Annotated in this window: 21 protein-coding genes; 10 read left to right on the top strand and 11 right to left on the bottom strand. The window is 37.4% G+C overall.

The window, feature by feature from the left end; translation table 11 throughout:
* Positions 1-59 precede the first annotated feature (59 nt).
* Positions 60-530: a CBS domain-containing protein gene (locus AC0L3Q_RS02570; protein WP_473284844.1), complete on the top strand. Its 471-nt coding sequence runs from the start codon at positions 60-62 to the stop codon at positions 528-530.
* A gap of 108 nt (positions 531-638) precedes the next feature.
* Here the strand turns inward: AC0L3Q_RS02570 and AC0L3Q_RS02575 are convergent, their stop codons facing one another.
* From AC0L3Q_RS02575 to AC0L3Q_RS02585, 3 genes are all read right to left on the bottom strand, one after another.
* Positions 639-989 carry a hypothetical protein gene (locus tag AC0L3Q_RS02575; RefSeq protein ID WP_473284846.1) on the bottom strand — a complete coding sequence of 117 codons (351 nt, stop codon included), beginning with the start codon at positions 987-989 and terminating at the stop codon, positions 639-641.
* 3 nt (positions 990-992) lie between these two features.
* Entirely contained in the window at positions 993-1,502 is a 510-nt protein-coding gene (locus tag AC0L3Q_RS02580; RefSeq protein ID WP_473284847.1) for a DUF6265 family protein, read from the bottom strand.
* 65 nt (positions 1,503-1,567) lie between these two features.
* Complete coding sequence (locus AC0L3Q_RS02585; protein ID WP_473284849.1) at positions 1,568-2,470, bottom strand: histone deacetylase family protein; 903 nt, start codon at positions 2,468-2,470, stop codon at positions 1,568-1,570.
* Positions 2,471-2,610: 140 nt separating this feature from the next.
* Here AC0L3Q_RS02585 and AC0L3Q_RS02590 point away from each other — a divergent pair, with 140 nt between their 5' ends.
* On the top strand, positions 2,611-3,867 hold the full coding sequence (locus AC0L3Q_RS02590) for an MFS transporter (protein ID WP_473284851.1): 1,257 nt from the start codon (positions 2,611-2,613) through the stop codon (positions 3,865-3,867).
* A 50-nt stretch (positions 3,868-3,917) separates the two neighbouring features.
* Here AC0L3Q_RS02590 and metG read toward each other — a convergent pair whose 3' ends face one another.
* The 3 genes from metG to AC0L3Q_RS02605 all read right to left on the bottom strand — a co-directional run bounded on the left by metG (position 3,918) and on the right by AC0L3Q_RS02605 (position 9,251).
* Positions 3,918-5,984 (bottom strand): methionine--tRNA ligase, encoded by a 2,067-nt coding sequence (metG, locus tag AC0L3Q_RS02595; protein WP_473284853.1) that lies wholly within the window; start codon positions 5,982-5,984, stop codon positions 3,918-3,920.
* Between the two features lie 96 nt (positions 5,985-6,080).
* Positions 6,081-7,718 carry a DUF1501 domain-containing protein gene (locus AC0L3Q_RS02600; RefSeq protein WP_473284855.1) on the bottom strand — a complete coding sequence of 546 codons (1,638 nt, stop codon included), beginning with the start codon at positions 7,716-7,718 and terminating at the stop codon, positions 6,081-6,083.
* A 6-nt stretch (positions 7,719-7,724) separates the two neighbouring features.
* A complete protein-coding gene (locus AC0L3Q_RS02605; protein ID WP_473284857.1) occupies positions 7,725-9,251 on the bottom strand; it encodes a DUF1800 domain-containing protein in 1,527 nt (508 codons plus the stop codon).
* 105 nt (positions 9,252-9,356) lie between these two features.
* Here AC0L3Q_RS02605 and AC0L3Q_RS02610 point away from each other — a divergent pair, with 105 nt between their 5' ends.
* From AC0L3Q_RS02610 to AC0L3Q_RS02645, 8 genes are all read left to right on the top strand, one after another.
* A complete protein-coding gene (locus AC0L3Q_RS02610; RefSeq protein WP_473284859.1) occupies positions 9,357-10,253 on the top strand; it encodes a S66 peptidase family protein in 897 nt (298 codons plus the stop codon).
* A gap of 2 nt (positions 10,254-10,255) precedes the next feature.
* Positions 10,256-10,615 (top strand): YraN family protein, encoded by a 360-nt coding sequence (locus AC0L3Q_RS02615; RefSeq protein ID WP_473284861.1) that lies wholly within the window; start codon positions 10,256-10,258, stop codon positions 10,613-10,615.
* 26 nt (positions 10,616-10,641) lie between these two features.
* Positions 10,642-11,538 carry an aldo/keto reductase gene (locus AC0L3Q_RS02620; protein WP_473284863.1) on the top strand — a complete coding sequence of 299 codons (897 nt, stop codon included), beginning with the start codon at positions 10,642-10,644 and terminating at the stop codon, positions 11,536-11,538.
* 59 nt (positions 11,539-11,597) lie between these two features.
* The gene (locus AC0L3Q_RS02625; protein ID WP_473284865.1) at positions 11,598-12,740 is read left to right on the top strand and encodes a helix-turn-helix domain-containing protein; all 1,143 of its coding nucleotides are present in this window, start codon (positions 11,598-11,600) and stop codon (positions 12,738-12,740) included.
* Between the two features lie 15 nt (positions 12,741-12,755).
* On the top strand, positions 12,756-13,601 hold the full coding sequence (locus AC0L3Q_RS02630) for a CPBP family intramembrane glutamic endopeptidase (protein ID WP_473284867.1): 846 nt from the start codon (positions 12,756-12,758) through the stop codon (positions 13,599-13,601).
* Positions 13,602-13,737: 136 nt separating this feature from the next.
* The gene (locus AC0L3Q_RS02635) at positions 13,738-14,655 is read left to right on the top strand and encodes an NHL repeat-containing protein (protein ID WP_473284869.1); all 918 of its coding nucleotides are present in this window, start codon (positions 13,738-13,740) and stop codon (positions 14,653-14,655) included.
* A gap of 182 nt (positions 14,656-14,837) precedes the next feature.
* Positions 14,838-15,962 (top strand): helix-turn-helix domain-containing protein, encoded by a 1,125-nt coding sequence (locus AC0L3Q_RS02640; protein ID WP_473284871.1) that lies wholly within the window; start codon positions 14,838-14,840, stop codon positions 15,960-15,962.
* Positions 15,963-16,044: 82 nt separating this feature from the next.
* Complete coding sequence (locus AC0L3Q_RS02645) at positions 16,045-16,974, top strand: NHL repeat-containing protein (protein WP_473284873.1); 930 nt, start codon at positions 16,045-16,047, stop codon at positions 16,972-16,974.
* A gap of 96 nt (positions 16,975-17,070) precedes the next feature.
* On the opposite strand, the gene AC0L3Q_RS02650 is transcribed toward AC0L3Q_RS02645, so the two are convergent.
* The 5 genes from AC0L3Q_RS02650 to AC0L3Q_RS02670 form a co-directional block, all read right to left on the bottom strand.
* Positions 17,071-18,264 carry a serine hydrolase domain-containing protein gene (locus AC0L3Q_RS02650; protein ID WP_473284875.1) on the bottom strand — a complete coding sequence of 398 codons (1,194 nt, stop codon included), beginning with the start codon at positions 18,262-18,264 and terminating at the stop codon, positions 17,071-17,073.
* Positions 18,265-18,352: 88 nt separating this feature from the next.
* Positions 18,353-19,195, bottom strand: a complete 843-nt coding sequence (locus tag AC0L3Q_RS02655; protein ID WP_473284877.1) for a helix-turn-helix domain-containing protein — start codon at positions 19,193-19,195, stop codon at positions 18,353-18,355.
* A 311-nt stretch (positions 19,196-19,506) separates the two neighbouring features.
* A complete protein-coding gene (locus AC0L3Q_RS02660; protein WP_473284879.1) occupies positions 19,507-19,848 on the bottom strand; it encodes a hypothetical protein in 342 nt (113 codons plus the stop codon).
* 203 nt (positions 19,849-20,051) lie between these two features.
* Positions 20,052-23,417 (bottom strand): transcription-repair coupling factor, encoded by a 3,366-nt coding sequence (mfd, locus tag AC0L3Q_RS02665; protein WP_473284881.1) that lies wholly within the window; start codon positions 23,415-23,417, stop codon positions 20,052-20,054.
* A 104-nt stretch (positions 23,418-23,521) separates the two neighbouring features.
* Positions 23,522-24,685: an aminotransferase class V-fold PLP-dependent enzyme gene (locus tag AC0L3Q_RS02670; RefSeq protein WP_473284883.1), complete on the bottom strand. Its 1,164-nt coding sequence runs from the start codon at positions 24,683-24,685 to the stop codon at positions 23,522-23,524.
* Positions 24,686-24,729 lie beyond the last annotated feature (44 nt).

Below are 24,729 nucleotides of genomic sequence, written 5' to 3' on the forward strand. Positions count from 1 at the left end.
TGGTTTGATTAAGTTTTTGAAAATCACTATATTTAAGATTCACAAAATCACTAAACATTATGGGAATTATCAGTTTTCAAGGGGCTAGATCAAAGGTAAAAAAGCAAAATGATACCCCCATTAAGGTGTCGGATTATATGACAAGGGATTTGATTACGTTTCGTCCAAATCAATCGGTTATGGAAGTTATTGAAACCTTAGTTAAGAATAAAATATCCGGAGGACCAGTAGTTAATGACAACAATGAGTTGTTAGGGATTATCTCTGAGGGAGATTGTATTAAACAGCTTAATGAAAGCCGTTATTACAACATGCCTATTGATGATGCCAAAGTAGAGAATTTTATGGCAAAAGATGTGGAAACGATCGATGGTAATATTAATATTTTTGATGCTGCCAATAAGTTTTTGCAAACCAAAAGAAGACGCTTTCCAATTATTGAAGATGGTAAGTTAGTAGGGCAGATCAGTCAAAAAGATGTGATGAAGGCTGCTTTAAAACTTAACAGTCAACATTGGAGAGATTTATAATGATCTTCTTTGCCAATAGCGTACCAAAATCTTTTAAAACCTGAAGAGTATTGATCGACGAGATCAATCTCTTCAAACCCCAAATGACTTCCCTTTTCTAATTTCCAATCAACTATTTCGTTTTACCAAAGCATAGAACTCATTTTCTAGAGGCAGATACCCTTGGTCATACACAAAGTAATAGACATTTCCTGTTTTTGTGGTGTAAATACTCGTAAAATGCTGAAAGTCGAAGCCCTTGGCGATAAGTTTCGCTTTGGTAGTTTTGGTTTTCTCATTAGGATTTAACTCCTCAAGAATACGATAGTTTTTTCGCAATCGATTGTTGATATTTCTGATAAGGTTTTTGCTATCCTTATTTAATTGATTATTAAATGCATTACGACAATAATCGCTGCAGAACTTTTTATCTGCTCGACCTATAATTTTTGTTCCACAAACTGGGCATTCCTTAGTCATTAATTACCTCCTCTTATAATTGAATTTTACTTCTTCACTAGAACCATCTTTGTTATGAACGACTACATAAAGGTTGATTTCGGAGTCACTTATTTTTTCGAAAGTGAACTCGTCAAAATATATCCGATCTTTCTCGACTTTTACCAACTTGAAATCAACAGTTTCATCTTTCTTTTCCCAACCCTTAAAATCTCCATGAAAGTGTTTGAGCTGTAACAAGAGTGTATTATTTTCTTCGGTAATGCCTCCTACTTCGTAGAACTGGATTTTACCGTCTATGACTAGTTTAAAAGAAAACATCATAGAGTTTCCCAAGGGATCACTCCAGATTTCTTCAGTAATTCCTCCAAAAGCTTCTCCACGCCAATATCCACTAATCCAGGAAACATCCTGCAATGATGCTTTGGGAGAATTCATGCCTTCGGTAAGCTTTAAAACATTTGATGCTTGCTCTTGCGCAAAGGTTGTCGAAATGATCATTACAAAAAGTAAGAACGTGAGTCGTAATCTCATAACTAAGTTTTTATGGACTAGAAAGATACAATAAATATCCGTTTACAAACGACTAGGTGTATTTTTCAGAAGAAAATGTCTTGTGCTAACCTAAAAGTATTGGCATGTGCGTCCACAATAATTTTGATATCTGGCGAATAACCACCACCCATCGAACACATCACTGGGATTTGTAGATCTTTACAACTTTGCAAAACAAATCGGTCGCGTTCTGCGCAGCCTTTAACACTACATCCCAGTTTTCCTAATTTATCGGTTCCCAAGATGTCTACACCACTCAAGTAAAAAATAAAGTCGGGTTGTTGTTCTTCGATTAGTTTGGGGAGTGTATTTTTCAGGATATCCAGATACTCCTCATCATTGGTATCGTTAGGTAATGCGATATCCAGATCAGAGGTCTCTTTTTTAAAAGGGTAGTTGCTTGCTCCATGCATCGAGAAGGTAAACACCAGATCATCTTTCGCAAAAATCTCGGCAGTTCCATTTCCTTGGTGTACATCCAGGTCTACAATCAGGATTTTTTTGGCCAAGTTTTGCTGCAACAAGTAACGGGCACCAATAGCTTGATCATTGAGTAAACAAAATGCTTCTCCATGATCGGTATACGCATGATGCGTGCCTCCAGCTATATTCATGGCAATACCATACTGTAGGGCATAATGAGTGGCTTTGATCGTACCATCGGCTATGATTACTTCGCGATCTACTAGTTCTTGAGATAACGGAAAACCGATTTTTCTAGCTTCCTTTCGCGGAATGGAAAGTTCTTGTAAACTCTTGTAATAATCCTCGGTATGAACTGCAAGTATGGGTTTTGGATCAGGGATTTCTGGAGTGAAAAAGTTCTCTTCTTCACAAGTTCCTTCATGGATCAACTGCTTTGGTAATAGCTCATATTTTATCATCGGAAATCGATGACCATTGGGTAATGGATGGGTATAAATAGGATGATAAGCTATTTTGAGCATGTAATGTACGGCAGCAATAAATTCATAAAAACACAAACGAAGATATACTATCTTTTTTGGTATTAAAATGATTTAAGATTTTATTTTGAAATGAATGTTCCTGTAATATATACCTTTGCCCAGATAAACTTCTCTTTTTAATGAAAAACGATCCGTATCAGGCATTACGATATCAAGAATTTAGCATTTTTTTATTAATCCGTTTTTCTTTGGTCATGGCATGGACCATGCAATTTATAGTTATTGAATGGCAAGTCTATAGTATCACCAAAGACCCACTTTCTTTAGGGATAATAGGTTTGATGGAGGTGATTCCGGCGTTGTCTTTAGCCTTGTTTGCAGGGCATATTGTAGACCAGAAAGAAAAGAAGAATTTATTACGGATTTGTATTTTGGGTTTTCTGGGGATTAGCATAGGGCTATTCCTGCTTACATTACCTGAAGTAGCTGTTTCTTTCAAACAATCCACTATTTTATTAGGGATATATATACTGGTCTTTCTTGGAGGCGTAGTACGCGCGTTTTTGGGGCCTACTATTTTTTCACTACTGGCATTATTGGTGCCGAAGAAAGTATATCCTAATGCTGCCACCTGGAGCAGTTCCACCTGGCAAATAGGCGCTGTATTAGGACCTGCTTTGGCTGGTTTTGCTATCAATTTGATCGGGGTGCACTGGTCTATGTTGGTTATTGTTGGTTGGGCATCACTGGCTTTTGTTTGTCTATTTAGGATTCCTAAAAAACCAATAATGAATCCTAATATTGGGGAGCCTGTGTTGGAAAGTTTAAAAGAAGGAATTCGATTCGTTTTTAAGACTAAAGCGATCCTGGGAGCCCTTACCTTGGATATGGTGGCGGTTCTTTTTGGAGGAGCCGTTGCTTTATTACCGGTTTTTGCTCAGGATATTCTTAAAGTAGGACCTCAAGGTTTTGGAATCTTAAGAGCTGCTCCTGCTGTGGGAGCATTCATCATCATGTTTACCACGGCTTATTTTCCTATTAGTAAAAATGCAGGAAAAAAATTACTACTAGCCGTTTTCGGGTTCGGGATCTGTATCATTGTATTTGGTCTTTCTTCTGTGTTTTGGATCTCGGTAGTAGCGCTGTTCTTTAGTGGAGTCACCGATGGTATTTCAATGGTAGTTCGGCAAACGATACTGCAGCTTAAGACTCCAGATCATATGCGAGGAAGAGTATCTTCTGTAAATTCTATATTCGTAGGATCCTCAAACGAATTGGGAGCTTTCGAAAGTGGTATTACCGCCAAATATATGGGTACGGTTACCGCAGTAGTATTTGGCGGTAGTATGACGTTGCTTACCGTGGTTCTCACTTCTATCATTTCTCCGGCCTTCAGAAAATTGGATCTTAGAAAAGACTTGGAGTCTGAGGAATAATCAAAATCCGTTATAAGAATTAAGGTACGAAAAGCTATGTTGAATATTCTTTAACTAATCACAGCTCCAGGAAGAACACCATCTTCGTCTGGATTTAAGAACACTAATTTACCCTCTGGAGTTTCGGTCATCAAAATCATACCTTCACTTTCTACACCACGTAGTTTTCTTGGGGCTAGATTGACCAAAACTGTTACTTTTTTACCCACGATTTCTTCTGGAGAAAAGTGCTCGGCGATACCCGAAACGATGGTTCTTGTATTGATACCAGTATCTACCTTAAGCACCAATAACTTTTTGGCCTTAGGCATTTTTTCGGCTTCAATGATGGTACCTACGCGCATATCCGACCTAGTAAAGTCTTCAAAAGTAGTCGTGTCTTTTTGCGGTTCTATTGCTTTGTTTTCGGCTTCGTTGGCTTTTTTGGTAGCTTCTAGTTTATCCAATTGTTTTTGGATTTCAGCATCTTCTACTTTAGAGAATAGTAATCCTCCTTTTTCGATTTGATGTCCAGCAGGCAGTAGCACTTCTTTTTGAGCAATATCATTCCATCCTGCAGCCTCATCGTTGGATGAAATCGCCAAAGTTTGTTTCAATTTCTCGGAAGTAAATGGCAAAAAAGGTTCACACAAAGTCGCCAGGGCAGAAGCAATTTGCAGAGCCACATACATTACTGTTTGTGTGCGTTGCTCATCGGTCTTGATCAACTTCCAAGGTTCTTCATCTGCCAAATATTTATTTCCTAATCGAGCTACATTCATTAATTCCTGGCTGGCTTCTCTAAAACGATAACGTTCTATAGAGCTGGCAATAACCGCAGGATAGGCTTTTAATTCTTTAAGGGTTTGTTCATCAACCTCAGAGAATTGGCTTGGTGTGGGAACCACCCCATTATAGTATTTATGCGTCAATACCACTACACGATTAATAAAGTTACCAAAAATGGCTACAAGCTCATTATTATTACGCGCCTGATAGTCCTTCCAGGTAAAATCATTGTCTTTGGTTTCTGGTGCATTGGCGGTTAATACATAACGCAATACATCTTGTTTGTCGGGAAACTCTTCCAGATATTCATGTAGCCAAACCGCCCAATTTTTGGAAGTAGAAAGTTTATTTCCTTCCAGGTTTAAAAACTCATTCGCAGGTACATTTTCTGGTAATACATAACTTCCTTCTGCTTTTAGCATACTCGGGAAAATAATACAGTGAAAAACGATATTATCTTTCCCGATAAAATGCACCAATTTGGTGTCTTTATCTTTCCAATAAGGCTCCCAGTCTTTTCCTTCTCTTTCTGCCCATTCTTTGGTAGAAGAGATATAACCAATAGGGGCATCAAACCATACATACAACACTTTCCCTTCGGCTCCTTCTACCGGTACCGGGATTCCCCAATCCAGATCACGAGTTACCGCTCTTGGACGTAAACCATCATCGATCCAGGATTTTATTTGCCCGTATACATTGGCTTTCCAATCTTTTTTATGTCCTTTTAGTATCCACTCTTTCAGAAAATCTTCATATTGATCCAGCGGTAAAAACCAGTGCTTGGTTTTTTTCAAAACGGGTTCTGCACCTGATATTGTAGATTTTGGATTAATGAGGTCGGTGGCATTCAAAGAGCTTCCACAGTTTTCGCACTGATCCCCATAAGCTTCTTCATGTCCGCATTTGGGACACGTACCCGTTACAAATCTGTCGGCCAAAAATTGATCGGCTTCTGGATCATATAATTGCTCAGAAGTTTCTTCTATAAACTGCCCATTGGCATACATTTTTTCAAAAAACTCTGAAGCTGTTTTATGATGAATAGGAGCAGAGGTTCTCGAGTAATTGTCAAACGAAATTCCAAAATCAGCAAAAGACTTTTTGATGATAGCATGGTATTTGTCGATAATCACTTGTGGAGATACACCTTCTTTTTTGGCACGCATCGGGATGGCAGCACCGTGTTCGTCACTACCGCAAATAAAGGCAACGTCCTGGCCAGTAATTCTTAGGTAACGCGAATAGATATCTGCAGGCACGTAAACTCCTGCTAAATGTCCGATATGAATTGGTCCGTTGGTATACGGTAATGCTGCTGTAATGGTGTATCTTCCCTTGGTGCTCATAACTTAAAATAAAGGCACAAAGGTAATAAAAACGAGGTCAAAAAGAACCCGTCAAAGATTCAATTTTAAGAATAACTATGACGGGTTATGGTATGTTTACGAAATTACAATCGACTTGCTAAAGTTACCGCTGTTGGTTTCAATCTGATATACATATGGTCCCGTGCTTAATCGGGTATTGGCAGCTTCCTTAACATTGATGATAAGATCTCTACCTTCCATAAGCATTTCGTTGGCCAACACCGCCACTTTTTGTCCGACAATATTGTATAGAGAAACCTCAATATGTGTGGTCGCTGGACTCACAATATTAATAAAGGTTTGACTATCACTGTAGGTAGGGATGTGTGTTAAGCTTTCACCATCATTTGGAATATTTGGATTTGTTCCAGAACAGTTAAATCCGATATCCAAAGATTCAAACTGAGCACCAAGTAATGCTCTGTCTACCATTTGTGGATCAATACATAACCAGTCTTTCATTACGGTAGAATATACCTGTCTGAAATCCATAGTTTCTGTAACGTTTCCACCACGGGTTAAGCTATTGATATCTGGATGTTCTCCAACAAAACCATTGCCGTTAAGGCCGGTTCCGAAGAACATGATAGGTGCGGCAGTACCGTGATCGGTACCTAGTGAACCATTTTCTCTAAATCGTCTTCCAAACTCCGAAATGGTCATCGACAACACCTTGTCATCCCACCCTGCGGCAGCAAGATCGGCGTAGAAATTACTCACTCCTTCAGAGAAAGAGGTCAACAATTGCTGATGTCTTTGGATTTGATTATTGTGCGTGTCAAAACCTCCCAGAGTAACCAGAAATACTTTGGTTCCTAGTCCTCCTTTGATTAAACGGGCAATGATACTAAATTGTCTACCCATACTATCATCTAGATATCCACCAAAATCTGTAGAACGCTCATAAGCGGCACTAATGACATCGGCATAATTGAACGTAGTATTCGTTGCTTCTCTTAAGAACCTTAATCGATCTCCATAAGTACAGTTTTCATCGATATCGTCCAGATTATAGAAGGTTTCATTTTCTATGATCTGTAATAATCTTCTAGGATCAGAAACGGCAAAAGAAAAATCGTTTTCAGGACCTTTAAAAATTAAGTTACCAATACTTCCGATTTGTATCGATGGTGGGCTTGGTGGTGGGTTAAAATAGTAATCGTCGTATATATCACTAAAATATCGTCCCATAAACCCAGTTCGATCATCTTCCTGCAAATTGGTATTCGCATAAATATCCGATCCCTTAAAATGTGATAATGAAGAACCTTCGTATCCCACACCATGTACTACTCGCATTTGTCCTTCTCCCCATACGCCTTCTAGTTTGTTCATGGGTTTTGGCATTGCAAAATCATCGGTTAGAGAGATAAACTCACTAGGAGGTATCCTGATCAACGGTCGTGCATTGGCATATACATCATAGTCGTATACGGGAATAATGGTATTAAAACCGTCATTACCTCCTTGCAGACGTACAATAACCAATATCTTATCGTTTTCGGGATCTGTTCCTTGAGCAAGAGCTCTACTTAAGGCTGATGGTCCCGATACCGATAGAGGAGTGTTGGCTAACATCATGCTTCCTCCGCCTACAAGACCAAGAGCTTGTAAGAATGATCTTCGGTTCCACTTTTTATGTTCGTCGGTATTACAATTACCGTGCTTATCTAATTTTATTTTACTGGGGTTGTGATTATGATTTTGGCACATAGCGGTTTATTTAAGTTGAAATTCAGGGATGTCTACAATATAATTCAGAAGGGCAACAAACTGCTCTGCCACTTCGGGGCGATCTAACCTCCAGATAGCAGGATCTACTGCGTCTGGTTCGTAGTAACTAGGCGGGAATGCATCTATATCCCTAAAAACACCTGAAATTTCATTAAAAATAACATCGTCTGCGATTCCTCTTGGAAAGAAATAATTGACAAGAGCGCGTACAACAATATCTACTTCTGGACCACTAAGACTAGGATCTAGATTACCGTCGGTAGTGTTTCCGATAGGAAGACCTACCACAAAATCTCTAAATTGCTGTTGATTTTGATTCCAGCTTTGATTGATAATGAATCGAACACTTTCCCATCTACCAATCAAAAGATCCGGGCTAATCCAGTCTCCATCTCCTTGCCATCCTTCTACGTCTATAGGATTAAGTACATCCTGACCTAAAACCCGAACAGCCCCTCGTACATAATCATTCACATCAACCGGAAGTTGAAATCCTAGTTCATTATAGAAACAGATTAATAAGTCACATGGACTTTTAATAATCGCACCAATAGCTTCTTGATTAAAGAAATGCTGACTCTTAAATAATTGGCGGAGAACAGGAGCAATTTGGAAATTGTTGTCGATAAAGGTCTGCGCCATTTGCGCCACAACAGCTTCGCTACAGGTAGGACTTACAAAGTAAGCATACAATTTTGTACAGATAAAAGTAGCTACCTGAGTTGCTCTTTGCTGGAACAAAATATTGATTACATCATCGTAGTTCCAGTTTCCGGTTTGTCCAAATATGGTTTTGGTATCATTACTGAATTGCCCAGGGTTAAACAAAATGTCTCCCCAAGGAATATCATTAGTGTCTACATACCCGGTTAAGGCTTTTGAAGTTTCTTGAATATCATCTTCTGTATAATCATTATCTACACCAAGGGTAAATAATTCATACAGCTCTCGAGCATAATTTTCATTAGGTCTATCCCTTACATTTTCATCTCCATTAAGGTAAACCAACATCGCATTCGAAATACCGATATCGTATACAAAGTCTCTAAAATTCCCAAGCGCATGAATCTGCAATAGGTTATAGTATTGAGATTGGTACGCAGGACTTCGATAAGTGTCGTCTTCGGTTACAAAGTGATTGCTCCAGAATAAGGTAAGTCGTTCACGAACTTTGTTTTGAATAAGATCGTTGATCATTTGATTTTTTCCCTCTCTACGGTAAAAACCAGTATCGTTATCAGGGTTGGCATCCTCGGCGGCTTCAAATTGGTCTCTATTCCAGAATCCCCATAGTGGAGGTGGAGTAGCATTTAGTGCAAGAGCCTCGTCAATTAAAGTGTCAACAAGTGCAGAGGGGTCATTTTGGGATAGTGCGGCTAGTACTTCAGCTTTTGAAGCACCAAAACCAATCCGACGATACAAATGATTTATTTTCGTAACATTCCAAGGGTTCTCCGGTGTGGGAACATATACATCCAAGGAATCCAGATTACATGTAGTATCAGAGATCATAGGCATAAGATTTTAATCGTAAAGTTGAGGGACAAATTCAACACAATATAATAGATTATAACGAAAGTATTTGTTAATTAGTATCATATTTTGAAAATTTAATACATGTTTAAGCCTGAATTTTTAAGGGAAGGAGACAAAATAGCCATCGTATCTACCGCTCGAAAGATCGAAAACAGAGAGATCAAGGATTCTTTAAGTATCATAAAAAGCTGGGGTTTAGTACCAGTAATAGGTTCAACAATTGAGAAGGCAGAACATCAATTTGCGGGATCAGACAGGGATCGAGCTGCAGACTTTCAAAATATGTTAGATGATCCCCAAATAAAGGCCATTTGGTGTGCTCGAGGAGGGTATGGTACGGTTAGAATCATCGATCAAATCGATTTCTCTAAGTTTATGAAACATCCAAAGTGGATTATTGGTTATTCTGATATCACCGTTTTACACTCTCATATTCATAACCTGGGAGTAGCAACGATACATGCACCAATGCCGGTAGATTTTCATCGAGGAACAAAAGCTGCAATCGATGCTTTTAAAGCCACAATTTTCGGGCATAGTGAAGGGTATTCGATCGAAACTTCAAAGAAAAATATTTTGGGTAAAGTTTCTGGCCAGTTGGTGGGAGGAAATTTATCTATTCTGTATTCACTTTGTGGTTCTGAATCCGCCATAGATACTTCTGGTAAGATTTTATGTATCGAAGATCTGGATGAGTATTTGTATCATATTGATCGTATGCTGCAAAATCTAAAGCGAAATGGATATTTTGATAACCTGGCGGGCTTGATTGTAGGTGGAATGAAAAAAATGCATGACAACAACATTCCTTTTGGTAAAAAGTCCAAACAGATCATTTTGGATATTGTGAAAGCATACGATTTCCCTGTGGCGTTTAAATTCCCCATGGGGCATATAGAAGATAATCGAGCTCTTGTTTTTGGAGCCGAAGCTTCTTTAGAAGTAGGTACAAATCAGGTGGTGCTAAATTATAAATAGCGATGGCAGAACACAATAAGCTTGGTAAAAAAGGAGAACAACTAGCTGTAGATCATTTGCAGCAAAGAGGGTATGCTATTTTACAAAGAAACTTTAGGTATCAGAAATCAGAAGTAGATATCATCGCACAAAAAGATGAGGTGGTCATTGCTGTAGAAGTAAAAACCAGAAGTACCCCAGAGTTTGGGAATCCCCAGGATTTTGTAAAACCGAAACAAATTCAATCTTTGGTAAAAGCAATGGATCATTTTATGACAGAAAATGATCTGGATCATCAGGTACGTTTTGACATCATTGCGATCATTCAAAATAAATTAGGAACACGGATTGAGCATCTTGAAGATGCATTTTATCATTTTTGAAAGTATCTTTAGATAAAACTTAACAGGTGAACTACCGTAAACTAGGACATTCAGACATCAACATCAGCGAAGTTTCTTTTGGTGGTATGTCTTTGGATTGGAACAACCCAGAATCAGAACGATTATTACATTCTGCCATTGATTACGGAGTTAATTTTTTTGATACCGCAGATTTATATGATGGTGGTAAGAATGAAATCTTGGTAGGAAATGCCTTAAAACAACATCGAAAAGGCATAATTCTTGCCACAAAAGTGGGTAATCAGTTACGACCAAACAGAAGTGGTTGGGATTGGAATCCTAGCAAAGATTATATTGTAAAAGCAGTAGAACAAAGCCTGAAACGATTGCAAACCGATTATATCGATTTGTACCAATTGCACGGTGGAACTATAGAAGACCCTATTGATGAAATTATTGACGCTTTTGAAACCTTGCAAAAAGAAGGCAAAATACGGTATTATGGTATTTCATCCATTCGTCCTAATGTGATTCGAGAGTATGTGGATCGATCAAACATAACAAGCGTGATGATGCAGTATAGTCTTTTGGATAGAAGGGCAGAAGAAGCTTGTTTGCAGTTGCTTCATGAAAATAATATTGGTGTTTTGGCTAGAGGGACACTGGCCAAAGGGCTTTTGGCGGGAAAACCAGCAAAAGAGTATTTGGGATATACAGAGACAGAGGTACAAAATACCATAGATGTATTGAAGGAGGTAACGGTATCAGATCAACCTATAGGCAGAACAGCAATACAGTATGTGCTTCAACATCCAGCGATTAGTTCGGCGGTGCTGGGGATTCGTAACCAAAAGCAATTGGAAGAAGGTTTTTCATTATCCGGCCTAACTAGTTTGAGCAATGAAATATATACCGTGTTAGGCAAGAGCAATACCCCCAAAATATATGCACAACATCGATAATTTTTAGGTGTGAGTATATCCATTCGGTCGAAAAACGTAAGAAAGAAATATAATTTTGTATGCAGTTTAATTCTTTGTTAGTGATTACATTCGAATTTATTGATCTCATACTTTTTTTGGGGATAAGCCAGGGTATCTTTTTGGCGATTACCATACAGCTTTTAAAAGGGAAGAACAAAGGAGCAAATACCATATTATCCTCTATTCTTCTTATCGCCGTGGTGATGCTAATAGGCAGAATGATTTACTTTAGGTTTCTAACACCAATGCTATTTCGATGGACGGTGCTAATTGATGTAGTAATTTTTGTTTTTGGACCACTTTGCTACGGTTACATACGCCGTTTGGCTTTTCTAGAAAATGAACAGTATAGACTCTCCTGGATCCATTTTATCCCGGCTGGACTTCATTTTTTATTTTTTGTATATGGAATGACCTTTAGTTTAGAGGACTATATCCAAAAAGTGAATTCGGGAGCTTTTAACCTTCCTTTCTTTATCATTGAAGGTGGGGGTATTCTATCCAATCTATTTTACTGGGGGTTAAATGTAAATCTGATCGCAAAATATAAACGAGAGGAAAAAAATAGGGTGTCCTATAGTCAAAATCTGATCTCTTTTTTGATCCTCTTTCAGATATCGGTGGGTGTTTTTTTGTTGGTATGGTTGGTCAGTTTTATTGCACTGAAGTTTTTTAGTTATTCGCTATATCCTATAGGGTACGATTCCTTGTGGGTAGGGCTATCGGTTTTCATTTTTGTAATTGGATACTATAGTTTGAAAGAACCCGAGCTTTTTAGAATCCCTTTACCCGTCGAAAAAACCAAATCCAAACCGCAACGAATGCCCGAAAGAGCTATTTCTTTATTAAAAGAACGCTTGCAGCATGCTATTGAGGAAGATAAATTATACTTACAAAGCAACCTTACATTAAGGGATCTTGCGCAACATCTCAATACATCAACACATAATCTATCCTGGTATCTTAATCAGGTATTACAAACCAACTTTTATGATTACATCAATCATTATCGTATAAAGGAGTTTATCAAGAAAATAGACAATAACGAACATCATCAGCATACCATTTTGGCGCTTTCTATGGATGTTGGGTTTAATTCAAAATCCACTTTTAATAAAGCTTTTAAGTTGGAGATGAATGATACTCCTAGTAACTACATAAAACAACTCGTATCCGTTTAAACTAATCTTCACCAAATGATCAAATTAGAAAAGAATGTCTGGATTTATATTATAGTTTTATTGATAGTCACTTATGCTTTCCAAATTTTTGCGATTTATAATGGAGGAGAGGAGTATCAGTTTTTTGACTTGGTTATCGGGATTAGCATGTTTTTTCCAGCTATTGGAGCCATTTGGTATTTGGTAAAGACAAAAACGGGTTTAGGTTATATCGATTGGAAAATAAGAAAACCACTATACTTAATCTTAAGCCTACTCATACCTATTGCAATTACCTTGCTGGGTATTCTGCTAATCGAAAAATTGGGAATTGCTACCAACTATGCCTATACTATAAAAGGGGATGTAGTAGATGATATAGAGATACCTCTGCTCTTGGGTGCAGATGCTCAAAGTCTTCCATTTTTTGTTCTTAATTTCTTGGTTACGGGAATTATTTTTTCGTTGATTACAGGGCTATTAACTATGGGCGAAGAGATAGGGTGGAGAGGTTTTTTGCAAAAGAAGCTTCTGGAGACCAACAGCACTTTCAAATCACTTACCTTTTTAGGCGTGTTGTGGGGGTTTTGGCACTTTCCGTTGATCATTAATGGATTTAATTATCCAGAGTATCCAGTCTTGGGAGCATTTTTAATATTTCCGGTAACGACGGTTTTTATTTCATTCTTTATGGGGATGATCACCATCAACTCCAAAAGTGTTTGGCCCGCAGTACTTACTCATGGAGCCATAAATTCGATCATGATCTTTTTGTTTGAAATGGATTTTGGAGCACATAAACTCTACGGAAATTTTGCGATACTAGCTATTTGGATGGTGGTGGGTACATTGGCGTATCTGCGCATTAGCCCAAAAAAATAGCATATTGCTGTTGTCGAGTTACATTTCAGCATATATAGGATCATTCTGCTGCATAAAAAAGGGTACGACTTGATCCAAAGCGTCGATTTTTAATGGATATCGAGATAAATTCGAGGAAAACATTAAAAATCAAATCATGAAAAAAATCATCAAAAGTTGTAAGCTATTCGCATTGCTTAGTGCGTCTGTATTATTTGTTTCTTGCTATGGAGACGGTGTAGATCGTGAACCTGAAGTAGAAACTATTGTGTCTGATTTTGCAGGTAACGATGCCGTTACTGTAGACAAAAGAGGAAATGTTTATGTTTCAGAATATGGACAGTTTGAAAATACCGGTGGTAATGGAACCCGAGTACTAAAAATATCCAGACAAGGAGAGGTTTCAGACTTTATTACCGATCTCTCGGGCCCTCTTGGAAACGCCATTGACTTCCAGGGTAATTTCTACGTGAGTAACGGCAACAATACGCAAAGAGGGGATATTCTTAAAGTAAGTCCTGATGGTACTAAAACTGTATTGGCTACGATAGATGGATGGCCTACTGGGCTTACATTGGATCATCAAAATAATGTGTATGCATCTAATTTTTTAACGCCTACCGTACATAAAATTACACCAGAAGGAGAAGTAACTGTATTTGCCAGCGATCCTAGATTAGCAGGAGGTGTAGGGATTGATTTTGATCGCAGAGGAAATTTGGTAGTCGGCAATTTTGCAACAGCCGATATCTTGTCAATCACTCCAGATGGTGAGGTGTCTTTGATCGCCAATATTCCGAATATTGTAGTGAATGGTTTTGGTATTGGATACATTACTGTGTTGGGAAATTCGGTTTTTGCAACGGGTATTGCAGTTAATAAGATATTTAGGGTAACTCTAGATGGCGAAGTTGAAGAATTTGCCGGAACCGGAGATGCTGCCGTGATAGATGGGCCTGTAGAAGAAGCGTCTTTTAATGGACCTAACGGAATTACAGCAGATAAATACAATAAAGCATTATACATCTCTGAGTTTGGAGGTACCGGAGCAGTACGCAAAATTTCCTTGAGATAAAAATATGATTGAGTGAAGTAGTTAGTTTTGTTAATTGATATGAGTTCGGTTGTATAATTAATCGAGCTCATATCAAATTTTGTATTGTAAGGTGTATCGATTTTTTAGCGTATTAATCTATAGATTAGGTCGAAAACGTACTAACATCAGTGTAGTTTTACCAAGTGGTTTAAAATTCAATTATGGAAAGTTCTGGTTATATAGATTTTATTGTCTTTTTGGGGATTAGTCAAGGAATATTTCTTTCTGTAGCAATCCAAATGATTCAGAATAAAAATAAATCAGCAAATAATGTTCTGTCATTACTGCTTCTCATTGCTGCTGTAATATTAACAGGGAGATTTTTTTTCACAAGAGAAACAACCAATCTGATCTTTTTTAGATTAGCCTTATTTGTAGACATATTAGTATTTGTTTTTGGACCTTTAATGTATCTATATTATAGAAGGTTGATGTTTAATGAGAAGATAAAGTATCGTCTGGGTTATGTACATTTTATTCCCGCTTTGGCGATGACACTATATCATTTTTGGACGTATCAATACTCCTATGAAATGTTTGTTTCTATGGCAAGAAATGGTGATTTGAAACACTCTTTTCTGATTATCGAATTAGCCGGAATAATGGTTAATGTGTATTATACGGGCCGATGTTTTTCAATATTAAGTTCATATGAAACAGAGGAAAAAAAGAATGTATCCTACTCCCAAAGTGTTTTGATTTATCTGAAAGGTTTTTTAGGACTGTTTTTATTATTCCTGGTTTTGTGGGTGATCGGTTTTTTTCAGTACTATATTTTTGGTGTTTATAGAGGAGTCATAAACTATAATATACTGTGGATTTTGATTCCGGTACTTGTTTATTTTATTGGGTTTTATAGTTTAAAAGAACCAGATGTACTTAGACTTTATTTACCGAAAAAGCAAAGACGGAAAAGTAATGAAAAACTAGATGTTCAACAGATTACATATTTGAATTCAAAACTGAAGGAGCTCATGGAAGAAGAAAAAATATATTTGAATCATCAGCTTACTTTGGTGCATCTAGCAACACAATTACATGTTTCAACTAATAAAATTTCTTGGCTTTTAAATAATGTACATGAAGTCAATTTTTATGATTTTATAAATAAGTATCGAGTTGAAGCTTTTATACAAAAAATTCAGCAAGGAGAACATCGTCATCAAACACTTTTGGCATTATCAATGGATGTGGGTTTTAATAGTAAATCAACATTTAATAAGGCATTTAAGTTTTTCGTAAATGATACTCCAAAAAACTACATTAAAAAAATAGAATCCGTATAGTTTTTTGTATCACTCTACATAAAACGTCGATTTACAACATAGAGCGGAGGTACTTTCATCAAAAATTTAAAAAACAACAACAATGAAAGCATTTACCAAAACTATTTTTGTCAAATTTTTACTATCCACCGTCTTATTTTTTATCATTTTGAACCTATCTTCATGTTATGGAGATGGAATTAATCCTAATCCAGAAGTAGAGACTTTAATTAGTGGTTTTGCTGCTAACGGAGCAGTTTCAGTTGATAGAGAAGGAATTATTTATGTTTCCGAATATGGGCGATTCGTTAATACCGGGGGTACGGGAACAAGAGTGTTTAAAGTTTCAAAGCATGGGAAAGTATTGGATACAATAAAGGGATTGTCGGGACCTATGGGTACAGCAAAAGACTCTAAAGGAAATCTTTACATTAATAATGATAATAATACCGTTAGAGGCGAGGTCTTGAGAATATCTCCTACGGGGGATAGAGAGGTAATAGCTTCTATTAATGGATGGCCAAGTAGTATGGCCATTGATCAAAATGATAATTTATATATATCTAATTATACTGCTCCAACGGTTCATAAAATTACTCCTGATGGCAAGGTTACAGTTTTTGCAGAAGATCCCAGACTTTTAGGAGGTGTGGGAATTGATTTGGATAGTAAAGGCAATGTAATTGTAGCTAATTTCTATACTGCAGATATTTATTCCATAAATAAGAATGGTGAGATTTCTTTAATAACCACGATACCTGATATAGTAGTTCAGAATTTTGGAATCGGTTATATCACAGTAGTAAATGATTTTATCTATGCAACTGGTATTGCAGTTAATTATCTCTATAAAGTTTCTATGGATGGTTCTATAGAAACCATCGCAGGTAATGGTGAGGCAGCACAAATTGATGGCCCTTTATTAGAGGCTTCATTCAGTAATCCTAATGGAATTGCAGCAAATAAGTATAAGAGAATTCTATACATATCAGAATATACTGGGGTTGGAGGGATAAGAACAATACGATTTTAAATTTTGGCTAATTCAATACGTTGAAAGACGTGATGAAAAACCGGGATAGATAAGATCCCGGTTTTTTGATGTTCGTTTTTTGATATGAAGAATGACCTATTTTGATGTTTGTTGTATAAATAATTTTGCGATAGCATATACGTTTTCGAACAACTCTCCAGAGTTGCCGTTTTTGTTAGCGAGCATCGATACCGATAAATTGTATTCTGGAAACAAAGCTAATAATGAAATCGATCCATTCGCAATCCCACCATGATGCCATACGGTGATTTTTTGCCCGTTTCTAAAGAGATCTTTACGATGATTTCTCCAACCAATAGCATACTCCTGTGGGTTTAGTTTTCCATTGTCTAACAAAACAGGTTGGGTGAGTTGGTGTTGTATGTCTTGACCAAATAATTGATGATTCAAAAAAGCATTTCCGATCTTTACCAAGGCAGTTGGTGTTGCCAAAAAACCACCGCCAGCCCATTTATTGCTGTTGTTTACTTTGTAGACTTCTTTGTAAGTGCCCTTTGCAACGTCGTAAAACCTGGCGGTGTTTTTAATGGGAGTAGCAGTTTCAGCTTCAATGTTGGATATGTTGATAGGTTTAAAAACGTTTCGCTTCATAAAATCTGGGAATTTTTGTTGGGAAGCTCCTTCTAGCATTCCGCTGAGCAAGGTATAGTTATAACTGCTGTAACTGAAATCCGATCCTGGTTCGAACAGTAAATCGTCATTATTAAAAATACCTACGCTTTCTTCTACTCCCGTATACTCATCGTTATTGTAGTACTCCCATATAGGAAAGCAAAGACATGACCCATAATTTCTGATTCCCGAAGTATGAGAAGCTAGCTGTCGCAAATTGATATTGGATAATTGACCACTCGCATACGAAACAAAGTCTTTGACCTCGCTGTCTAGTTGGAGTTTTTGGTTTTGCAGTAATACCCCGATTCCTAAAGAAGTAACTGCTTTCGAAGTACTTCCTATTCTGAATTTAGTATCCAGTGCAACAGGGATTTGATCGTCTAGATTTTGATATCCGATAGCATTTGCCCATTGTATTTTTCCATGTTGCCCAACGGCTATGGATACCGCTGGAGACTGTAATCGCTGGTGGATAGCTTTAAGAACACTATCTGCTTTTTTGGATTGCGTATCAGTATGATGAACTACCGGAGGGATTGCCTTGATTTTTGATAGAGGTTTCCATCCGGTGGTATACACAAAAATAGGTTCAAAAAGGAAATAGGAGAATATAAGTATGATGAGTACAAAGACTGAAATGATTATTTTTTTCATTTTGTAAAGGAGTTAAAATTAGGCAATAGAAAGCACGCATTGAATCAGCAATCAATGATTTTAAGTACTAATAAAGATTGGAATTGATCTATTCGATATCGATTTCCTTCTGCTTTGCTTTGAGCATTTCAGAAATCTTGTAGAGTAGGATAATTTCTAGAATGATCGTAGGGGTAAGGACGATATAACCCACAATGCCAAGTATTACTGTTGCCATACACCCATAAGCAATAATCTCAAAAATACCAGTCACCTTGGCAAGTGTTCCCAGTGCGTTTTGTAAACGGATTACGGCTACACCTAATAAAATTCCCAGAATACCAAAAGTAATACTGTAGGCACCTATCACGACTTGGTAATCGATTTCGCCAACATAAAGGGATAAAATATCATAGGTATAGAACACACCACCAACAAAGATGAGGATGAAAGCGACAATTCTAAGCAAATAGTTTTTTAAGATCTTACCTGACAGAACGAAACCTCTAAAGAAAAAGATCAACGACAATAATGTCACTAATTTGGTAAGGCAATACACCACATTTCCTCCTAGGATTTCATCTTGAAAATATCGATAGTAATCGAAAGTAAATTCTCCAAACCCTAAAATAAAGTAGATAACACCACTGATCCACGATATAGTGAGTTGTCTATTCAAAAATCCAGCTTCTTTGCTGTCGTCTATTTCTAATAAGAATAGTTTTTTAAACTCTTTGGTGACTCTGGATTCTTCGGTTTGAATTTGACTCAAATCATAATCCAATGCGGACAAGATGGTCTTGATGGTATAACTTCTGGGAGTAACTTCTCCGGATTCTATGCGTTGAATGGTTCTAACACTAATATTACATTGCTCAACAAGTTCTTCTTGAGTAAGACCTTTTAGTTTTCGTAGTTCGGAAATTTTTAATCCTAATTCTGGCTGTTTCATGATTTTTAAGTTTTTAGTTGCATTCTTGTGATCACTAGAACTTGTATTCATTTTCTTCAGCAATATTAGTTTCCAGAAATAGGTTCTCAAATTTTTTTGCTTGTCTTTAACCCGTCATTTACCCGACAAAGCAGATATCATAAGGGATTCAAGACAAACGCGGAAATTTTTATGAATCGGAAATATAGGAATAATTATGCGGAGTAGACTACTTTTTTAAGCAAGTATTTGCATGTAGATTGCTACAAAGAGAGTGTATTCAGATGTGTTTGGATAGCGTAAAAGTATATTCGATACGTATAGTTTTTGGTTTATGCTCTTAGGTTCAAAGTATTCAGGTAACTTTTTACTTCTACAAACATCGCTTGTTTGCTTAAAAGATCATCAATGTTGTTACAAGAATGATATCCAAAAGAGTAGTTCATAGAGAACTCATCGATATCAATTAACTCTGGATTGTTTTTATAATTCTTCAATTCTTCAAGAAACCTTCCTTTTACATTGGCATAGTTGATTGCATATAACTTGTCGTTATTTAGGTTTTGAATCAACTGGTTTACACTTTGATTCAACTTTGCTAATTGTTTTAAGGTTCCTTTTAAAAAGCTAAACTCTTCTCTTTTCTTCATGATCTTAGTTGGTGTTATTGTCATAATTTTGGTTAAAATTAAAAACAAACGATCACATCAAAGATTAACTAACGGTGAGCGGTTAAAGTTTTTCGACGAAATGCGTTTTTCTGTGGTTAAACGGGTTTTGATGCAAATTATGGATAATTTTTTCCATTTCAAATAGCAAAAATACAGATGTTTCTTACATGTTTTTGTGTGAATTTTACTATTCGTCTTCCGGTTTTTTACGCAGTCTTTACCTCTGTTTGTACTGGTTGCAGTGGTTGCAGGGCATTCAGTGCTTTGTCTACGGTGTTGATTTGCTCAAAAGTGAGTAGTAGTCGTAATCCATTTCGAGTTTGTTTTTCTTTCATTTTACAAACTCTAGGATTTTGCTGTACAAATTGTAGGACTTTGGTAAAAGCAGGACTTTGATAAAACTCAGATTGCTGATCACTAATAAAATAGCCAATCAATTTATTTTGCTTCAGAATGATCTTCTCAATCCCAATAGATGTGGCAATCCATTTTATTCTTACAGAATTCATCAAATCCAAGGCCTGATCCGGGAGTTCGCCAAAGCGATCGATTAATCGTTTTTCATAGCCTTGTAAGCCTTCTTCATCTTTGATGGTGTTGAGTTCGGTATAGAGATTTAATCGTTCTGTAATATTATTGATATAATCATCAGGGAACAACAGCTCAAAGTCAGTATCGATTTGTGTATCCTTCAAATACGTTTTTACTTCGCCTTCTTCGACATATAGCTCCTTAAACTCATTTTCTTTCAGTTCTTCAATGGCTTCGTTCAGGATTTTTTGATAAGTATCAAAACCAATTTCATTGATAAATCCACTCTGTTCTCCACCTAGCAAATCTCCTGCGCCGCGAATCTCAAGGTCTTTCATGGCAATATTAAAACCACTACCTAATTCTGAGAATTGTTCTAATGCGGTGATTCGTTTTCTGGCATCTTCTGTCATTGCAGAGTAGGGTGGTGTGATAAAATAACAGAAAGCTTTTTTGTTACTTCGACCTACTCGACCACGCATTTGGTGCAGATCCGAAAGCCCAAAGTTATTGGCGTTGTTTATAAATATGGTATTGGCATTAGGTACATCCAAACCACTTTCTACGATCGTAGTAGATACCAAGACATCAAATTCGCCATTCATAAACGACAGCATCAAGTTTTCTAGTTTTTTACCATCCATTTGTCCATGTCCTACCGCAACTTTTGCATCAGGAACCAGACGTTGGATCATACCCGCTACCTCTTTGATATTTTCGATGCGATTATGAATAAAAAATACCTGTCCGCCACGTTGTATCTCATAGCTTACCGCATCTCTTATTGTTTCTTCTGTAAATCGAATCACATGCGTTTCTATCGGATATCGATTAGGCGGAGGCGTGGTGATGGTAGATAAGTCTCGAGCGGCCATCAAACTAAACTGCAATGTTCTTGGTATTGGTGTGGCGGTAAGTGTGAGTGTATCTACATTTTCCTTGATGGTTTTGAGCTTGTCTTTTACTGAAACTCCAAACTTTTGCTCTTCATCGATAACCAGAAGTCCAAGGTCTTTGAAAGTTACATTTTTATTCACCAACTGATGAGTACCGATGATAATATCTACCTTTCCTGCGGCTAGATCTTCTAGTGTTTCTCTTTTTTGTTTTGCAGTTCTGAAACGATTGATATAATCCACCGTAACCGGAAAATCTTTTAAACGATCTCTAAAGGTTTTGGCATGCTGAAAAGCAAGTATGGTAGTAGGTACCAACACGGCAACTTGCTTACCATTGTCTACTGCTTTGAATGCGGCGCGAATGGCCACTTCGGTTTTACCAAATCCTACATCTCCACAGATCAGTCGATCCATCGGGCGCTCACTTTCCATATCGGTTTTTACCGCCTGGGTAGCCGAACTTTGATCGGGTGTATCTTCATAAATAAAGGAAGCTTCTAGCTCATGCTGCAAATAACTATCCGGAGCATACTGAAACCCTTTTTGCAACTTTCGTTTGGCGTACAATTGGATGAGGTTAAAAGCAATATGCTTAACCCGAGCCTTGGTTTTTTGTTTTAGGTTTTTCCAGGCTTTGGACCCCAGCTTATAGATCTGTGGTGCTTTACCGTCTTTACCATTAAATTTTGAGATTTTATGCAAAGAGTGAATGCTCAAATACAACACATCCCGCTCTCCATAAATAAGTTTGATCGCCTCCTGTTTTTTGCCGTCAACATCGATTTTTTGTAATCCTCCAAACTTACCGATACCGTGATCAATATGGGTTACATAATCACCTACTTCGAGATTCGTAAGTTCTTTTAAAGTAATGGCTTGCTTTTTGGCATATCCATTCTTGAGATTGAATTTGTGATACCGCTCAAAAACCTGGTGATCGGTATAACAAGCCACCTTTTGCTGATGATCGATAAACCCTTGAAATGCTGAAAAAACAATGGTCTCGTATTGTTTTACATCCAGATCGGCATCGTCAAAAATATCATGAAAACGTTTAGCTTGTTGCTCACTTACACAAAAAATATAGTTCTTGTAGCCTTCTTCATGGTTTTCATTTAGATTTTGAATCAGTAAATCAAACTGTTTATTGAAAGAAGGTTGAGGTTTGGTGTCAAACTTAATGGTATAATCCGCCTTGGTCAAAGGGCGATTTCCGATTTCTACCAGCGTAAAATCCAGTAGTTGTTTTTTAATGAGTGCCGAAGTGGCAAAAAGCTCTTCAGGAGTACTTCGCTTAATTTCGTTGGAAAGCGTTTCAAAAGCTTGTTCTGCTTTTTCAAAGTTTTTATCTATCCTGGCCGAAAGCAGGTCGATATCTTTGGCAAACACGACAGTTTTTGAAGCGATATATTTTAAAAAGCTCTCTCTGGTTTCTTGAAGTGCTTTGTTTTCAACATTAGGAATGATGGTAATTTTCTTGATCTGGTCGGTAGACAATTGTGTCTCTACATCAAAGGTTCTGATGCTATCGACTTCATCCCCAAAAAACTCGATGCGATAGGGTTCATCATTGCTAAAAGAGAATACATCTACAATCCCACCTCGTACCGAAAATTCTCCAGGTTCGGTTACAAAATCTACCCGCTGAAACTGATACTCAAACAAAACCTCGTTTACAAAATCTAAGGATAAGGTATCGTTGGTGGCAATTTTTAAAGTGTTTTTTTCCAGCTCTTTTCGCGTCACCACCTTTTCAAACAAAGCATCCGGATAGGTGATGATCAGCGCAGGTTTTTTTCTGGAATTGATTCGGTTCAGTACTTCGGCTCGTAAGAGTACGTTGGCATTATCGGTCTCTTCAATTTGATACGGTCTACGGTAGCTTCCCGGATAAAACAATACATTTTTATCCCCCAATAATTGCTCGAGATCATTGAGGTAATATGCAGCTTCTTCCTTGTCATTAAAAATACATAGAAAAGGCAGTTCTGTTTTTTGGAACACCTCTGCAATACTAAAAGACAGGGCTGAACCAATTAGACCTTGTAGATGTATGTTATTTTGAGATTGGGCAATAGCAGTCCCTAGTTTCTGCTGTAGCGGAGACTTTTCGACAATTTGCGAGATTTGGGTGATACTCACGAAATACAAATTTTGGGCAAATATAATGGATACAGATAAAATTCTAAAAACATGATAACCATTATTTATGAGCCGTATTTTTTAACAAGAAATATATAGTCTTTTTAAGAGTGAATTTTTGAATGTTTGGCAAATTGCGTTACCAAAAGGTTCAAATCGGCTTCAGTGTTATATAGGTGTGGAGAGATCCGAATGGCATTTCCACGATAAGAGACTACAATATTATTTTGTTTAAGCGTAACTTTTAAAGGATCTATAGCGATATGATCGGGCAGGTATACACCCAAAAGGTGATGTGCACGATAGGCTTCTTCTTCAATAAAACAGCCCAAATCTTTAAGATTTTGCACGGCATCTTTGGTGATCTGTTGGCAATACTGTTGTATCGTAGTGGGTTGCCACTCGATCAATTGTTCTATAGCTCGAATTAGCATTGGAGTTAAGACAAAATTACTGGATTCTCCTACCGAAAATCGCGCAGCTTTGGGCTGGTATCGATCTTCGTATTGAGTAAGATTATTAAAATCTTCACTATTGTATCGGTTCATCCAATTATGTTCTATAGGTTCCCCCTGGTGGTAAGCTTCACCATAGTAAGCCATCCCAATAGAATACGGCCCTAGTAACCATTTATACCCTCCACAAACCAAAGCATCGGGTTGTATTTCTTTTACCGAAAATGGTAGTGCACCAATACTTTGAGTGCCATCGATGACCAAAAGTGCATTTACGGTTTTGGTCTTTTCTCGAATAGCTTTAAGGTCAAATTTGGTACCGTCTGCCCAATGCACATGTGCCATGGCAATAACTGCTGTTTTTTCGGTAATGGCATCAAGGATCACTTCATTCCATCGTTGCCCGCGTTTTTCGAAACCCGATGGTGGTGATATCATTTTGATCGTAGCTCCATTTTGTTGTGCTACTTCTTGCCAGACATAATAATTGCTGGGGAATTGTTCTTCGACCAATAAGATTTCATCTCCTTTTTGTAGTGGAGTATTCTTGGCAGCATTGGCAATCCCATAAGATACCGAAGGGATGATCGCGGTATACTCATAATCAGCAGCATCGATCAATTCGGCAAAACGTTGTTTGAGCAATTGTCGCTGATCAAAAAAATGCTCAGGCAAAATAGCATGAGGCTTTCCTTTTCTAAGTACACTTTGTACTCCTACTTCGGATACCGATTTTAACTGCGGAGACATATAGGCGCAATTCAAGTATACTGTGTCGTCCGAGAGGTCAAAAAGCTGTTTTTGATGCTGCATAAAAAAGTTTTGGGTAACAAAGTAAATGATAATGACATACACTA

The organism is Aquimarina sp. KJ22-3, assembly GCF_055808215.1.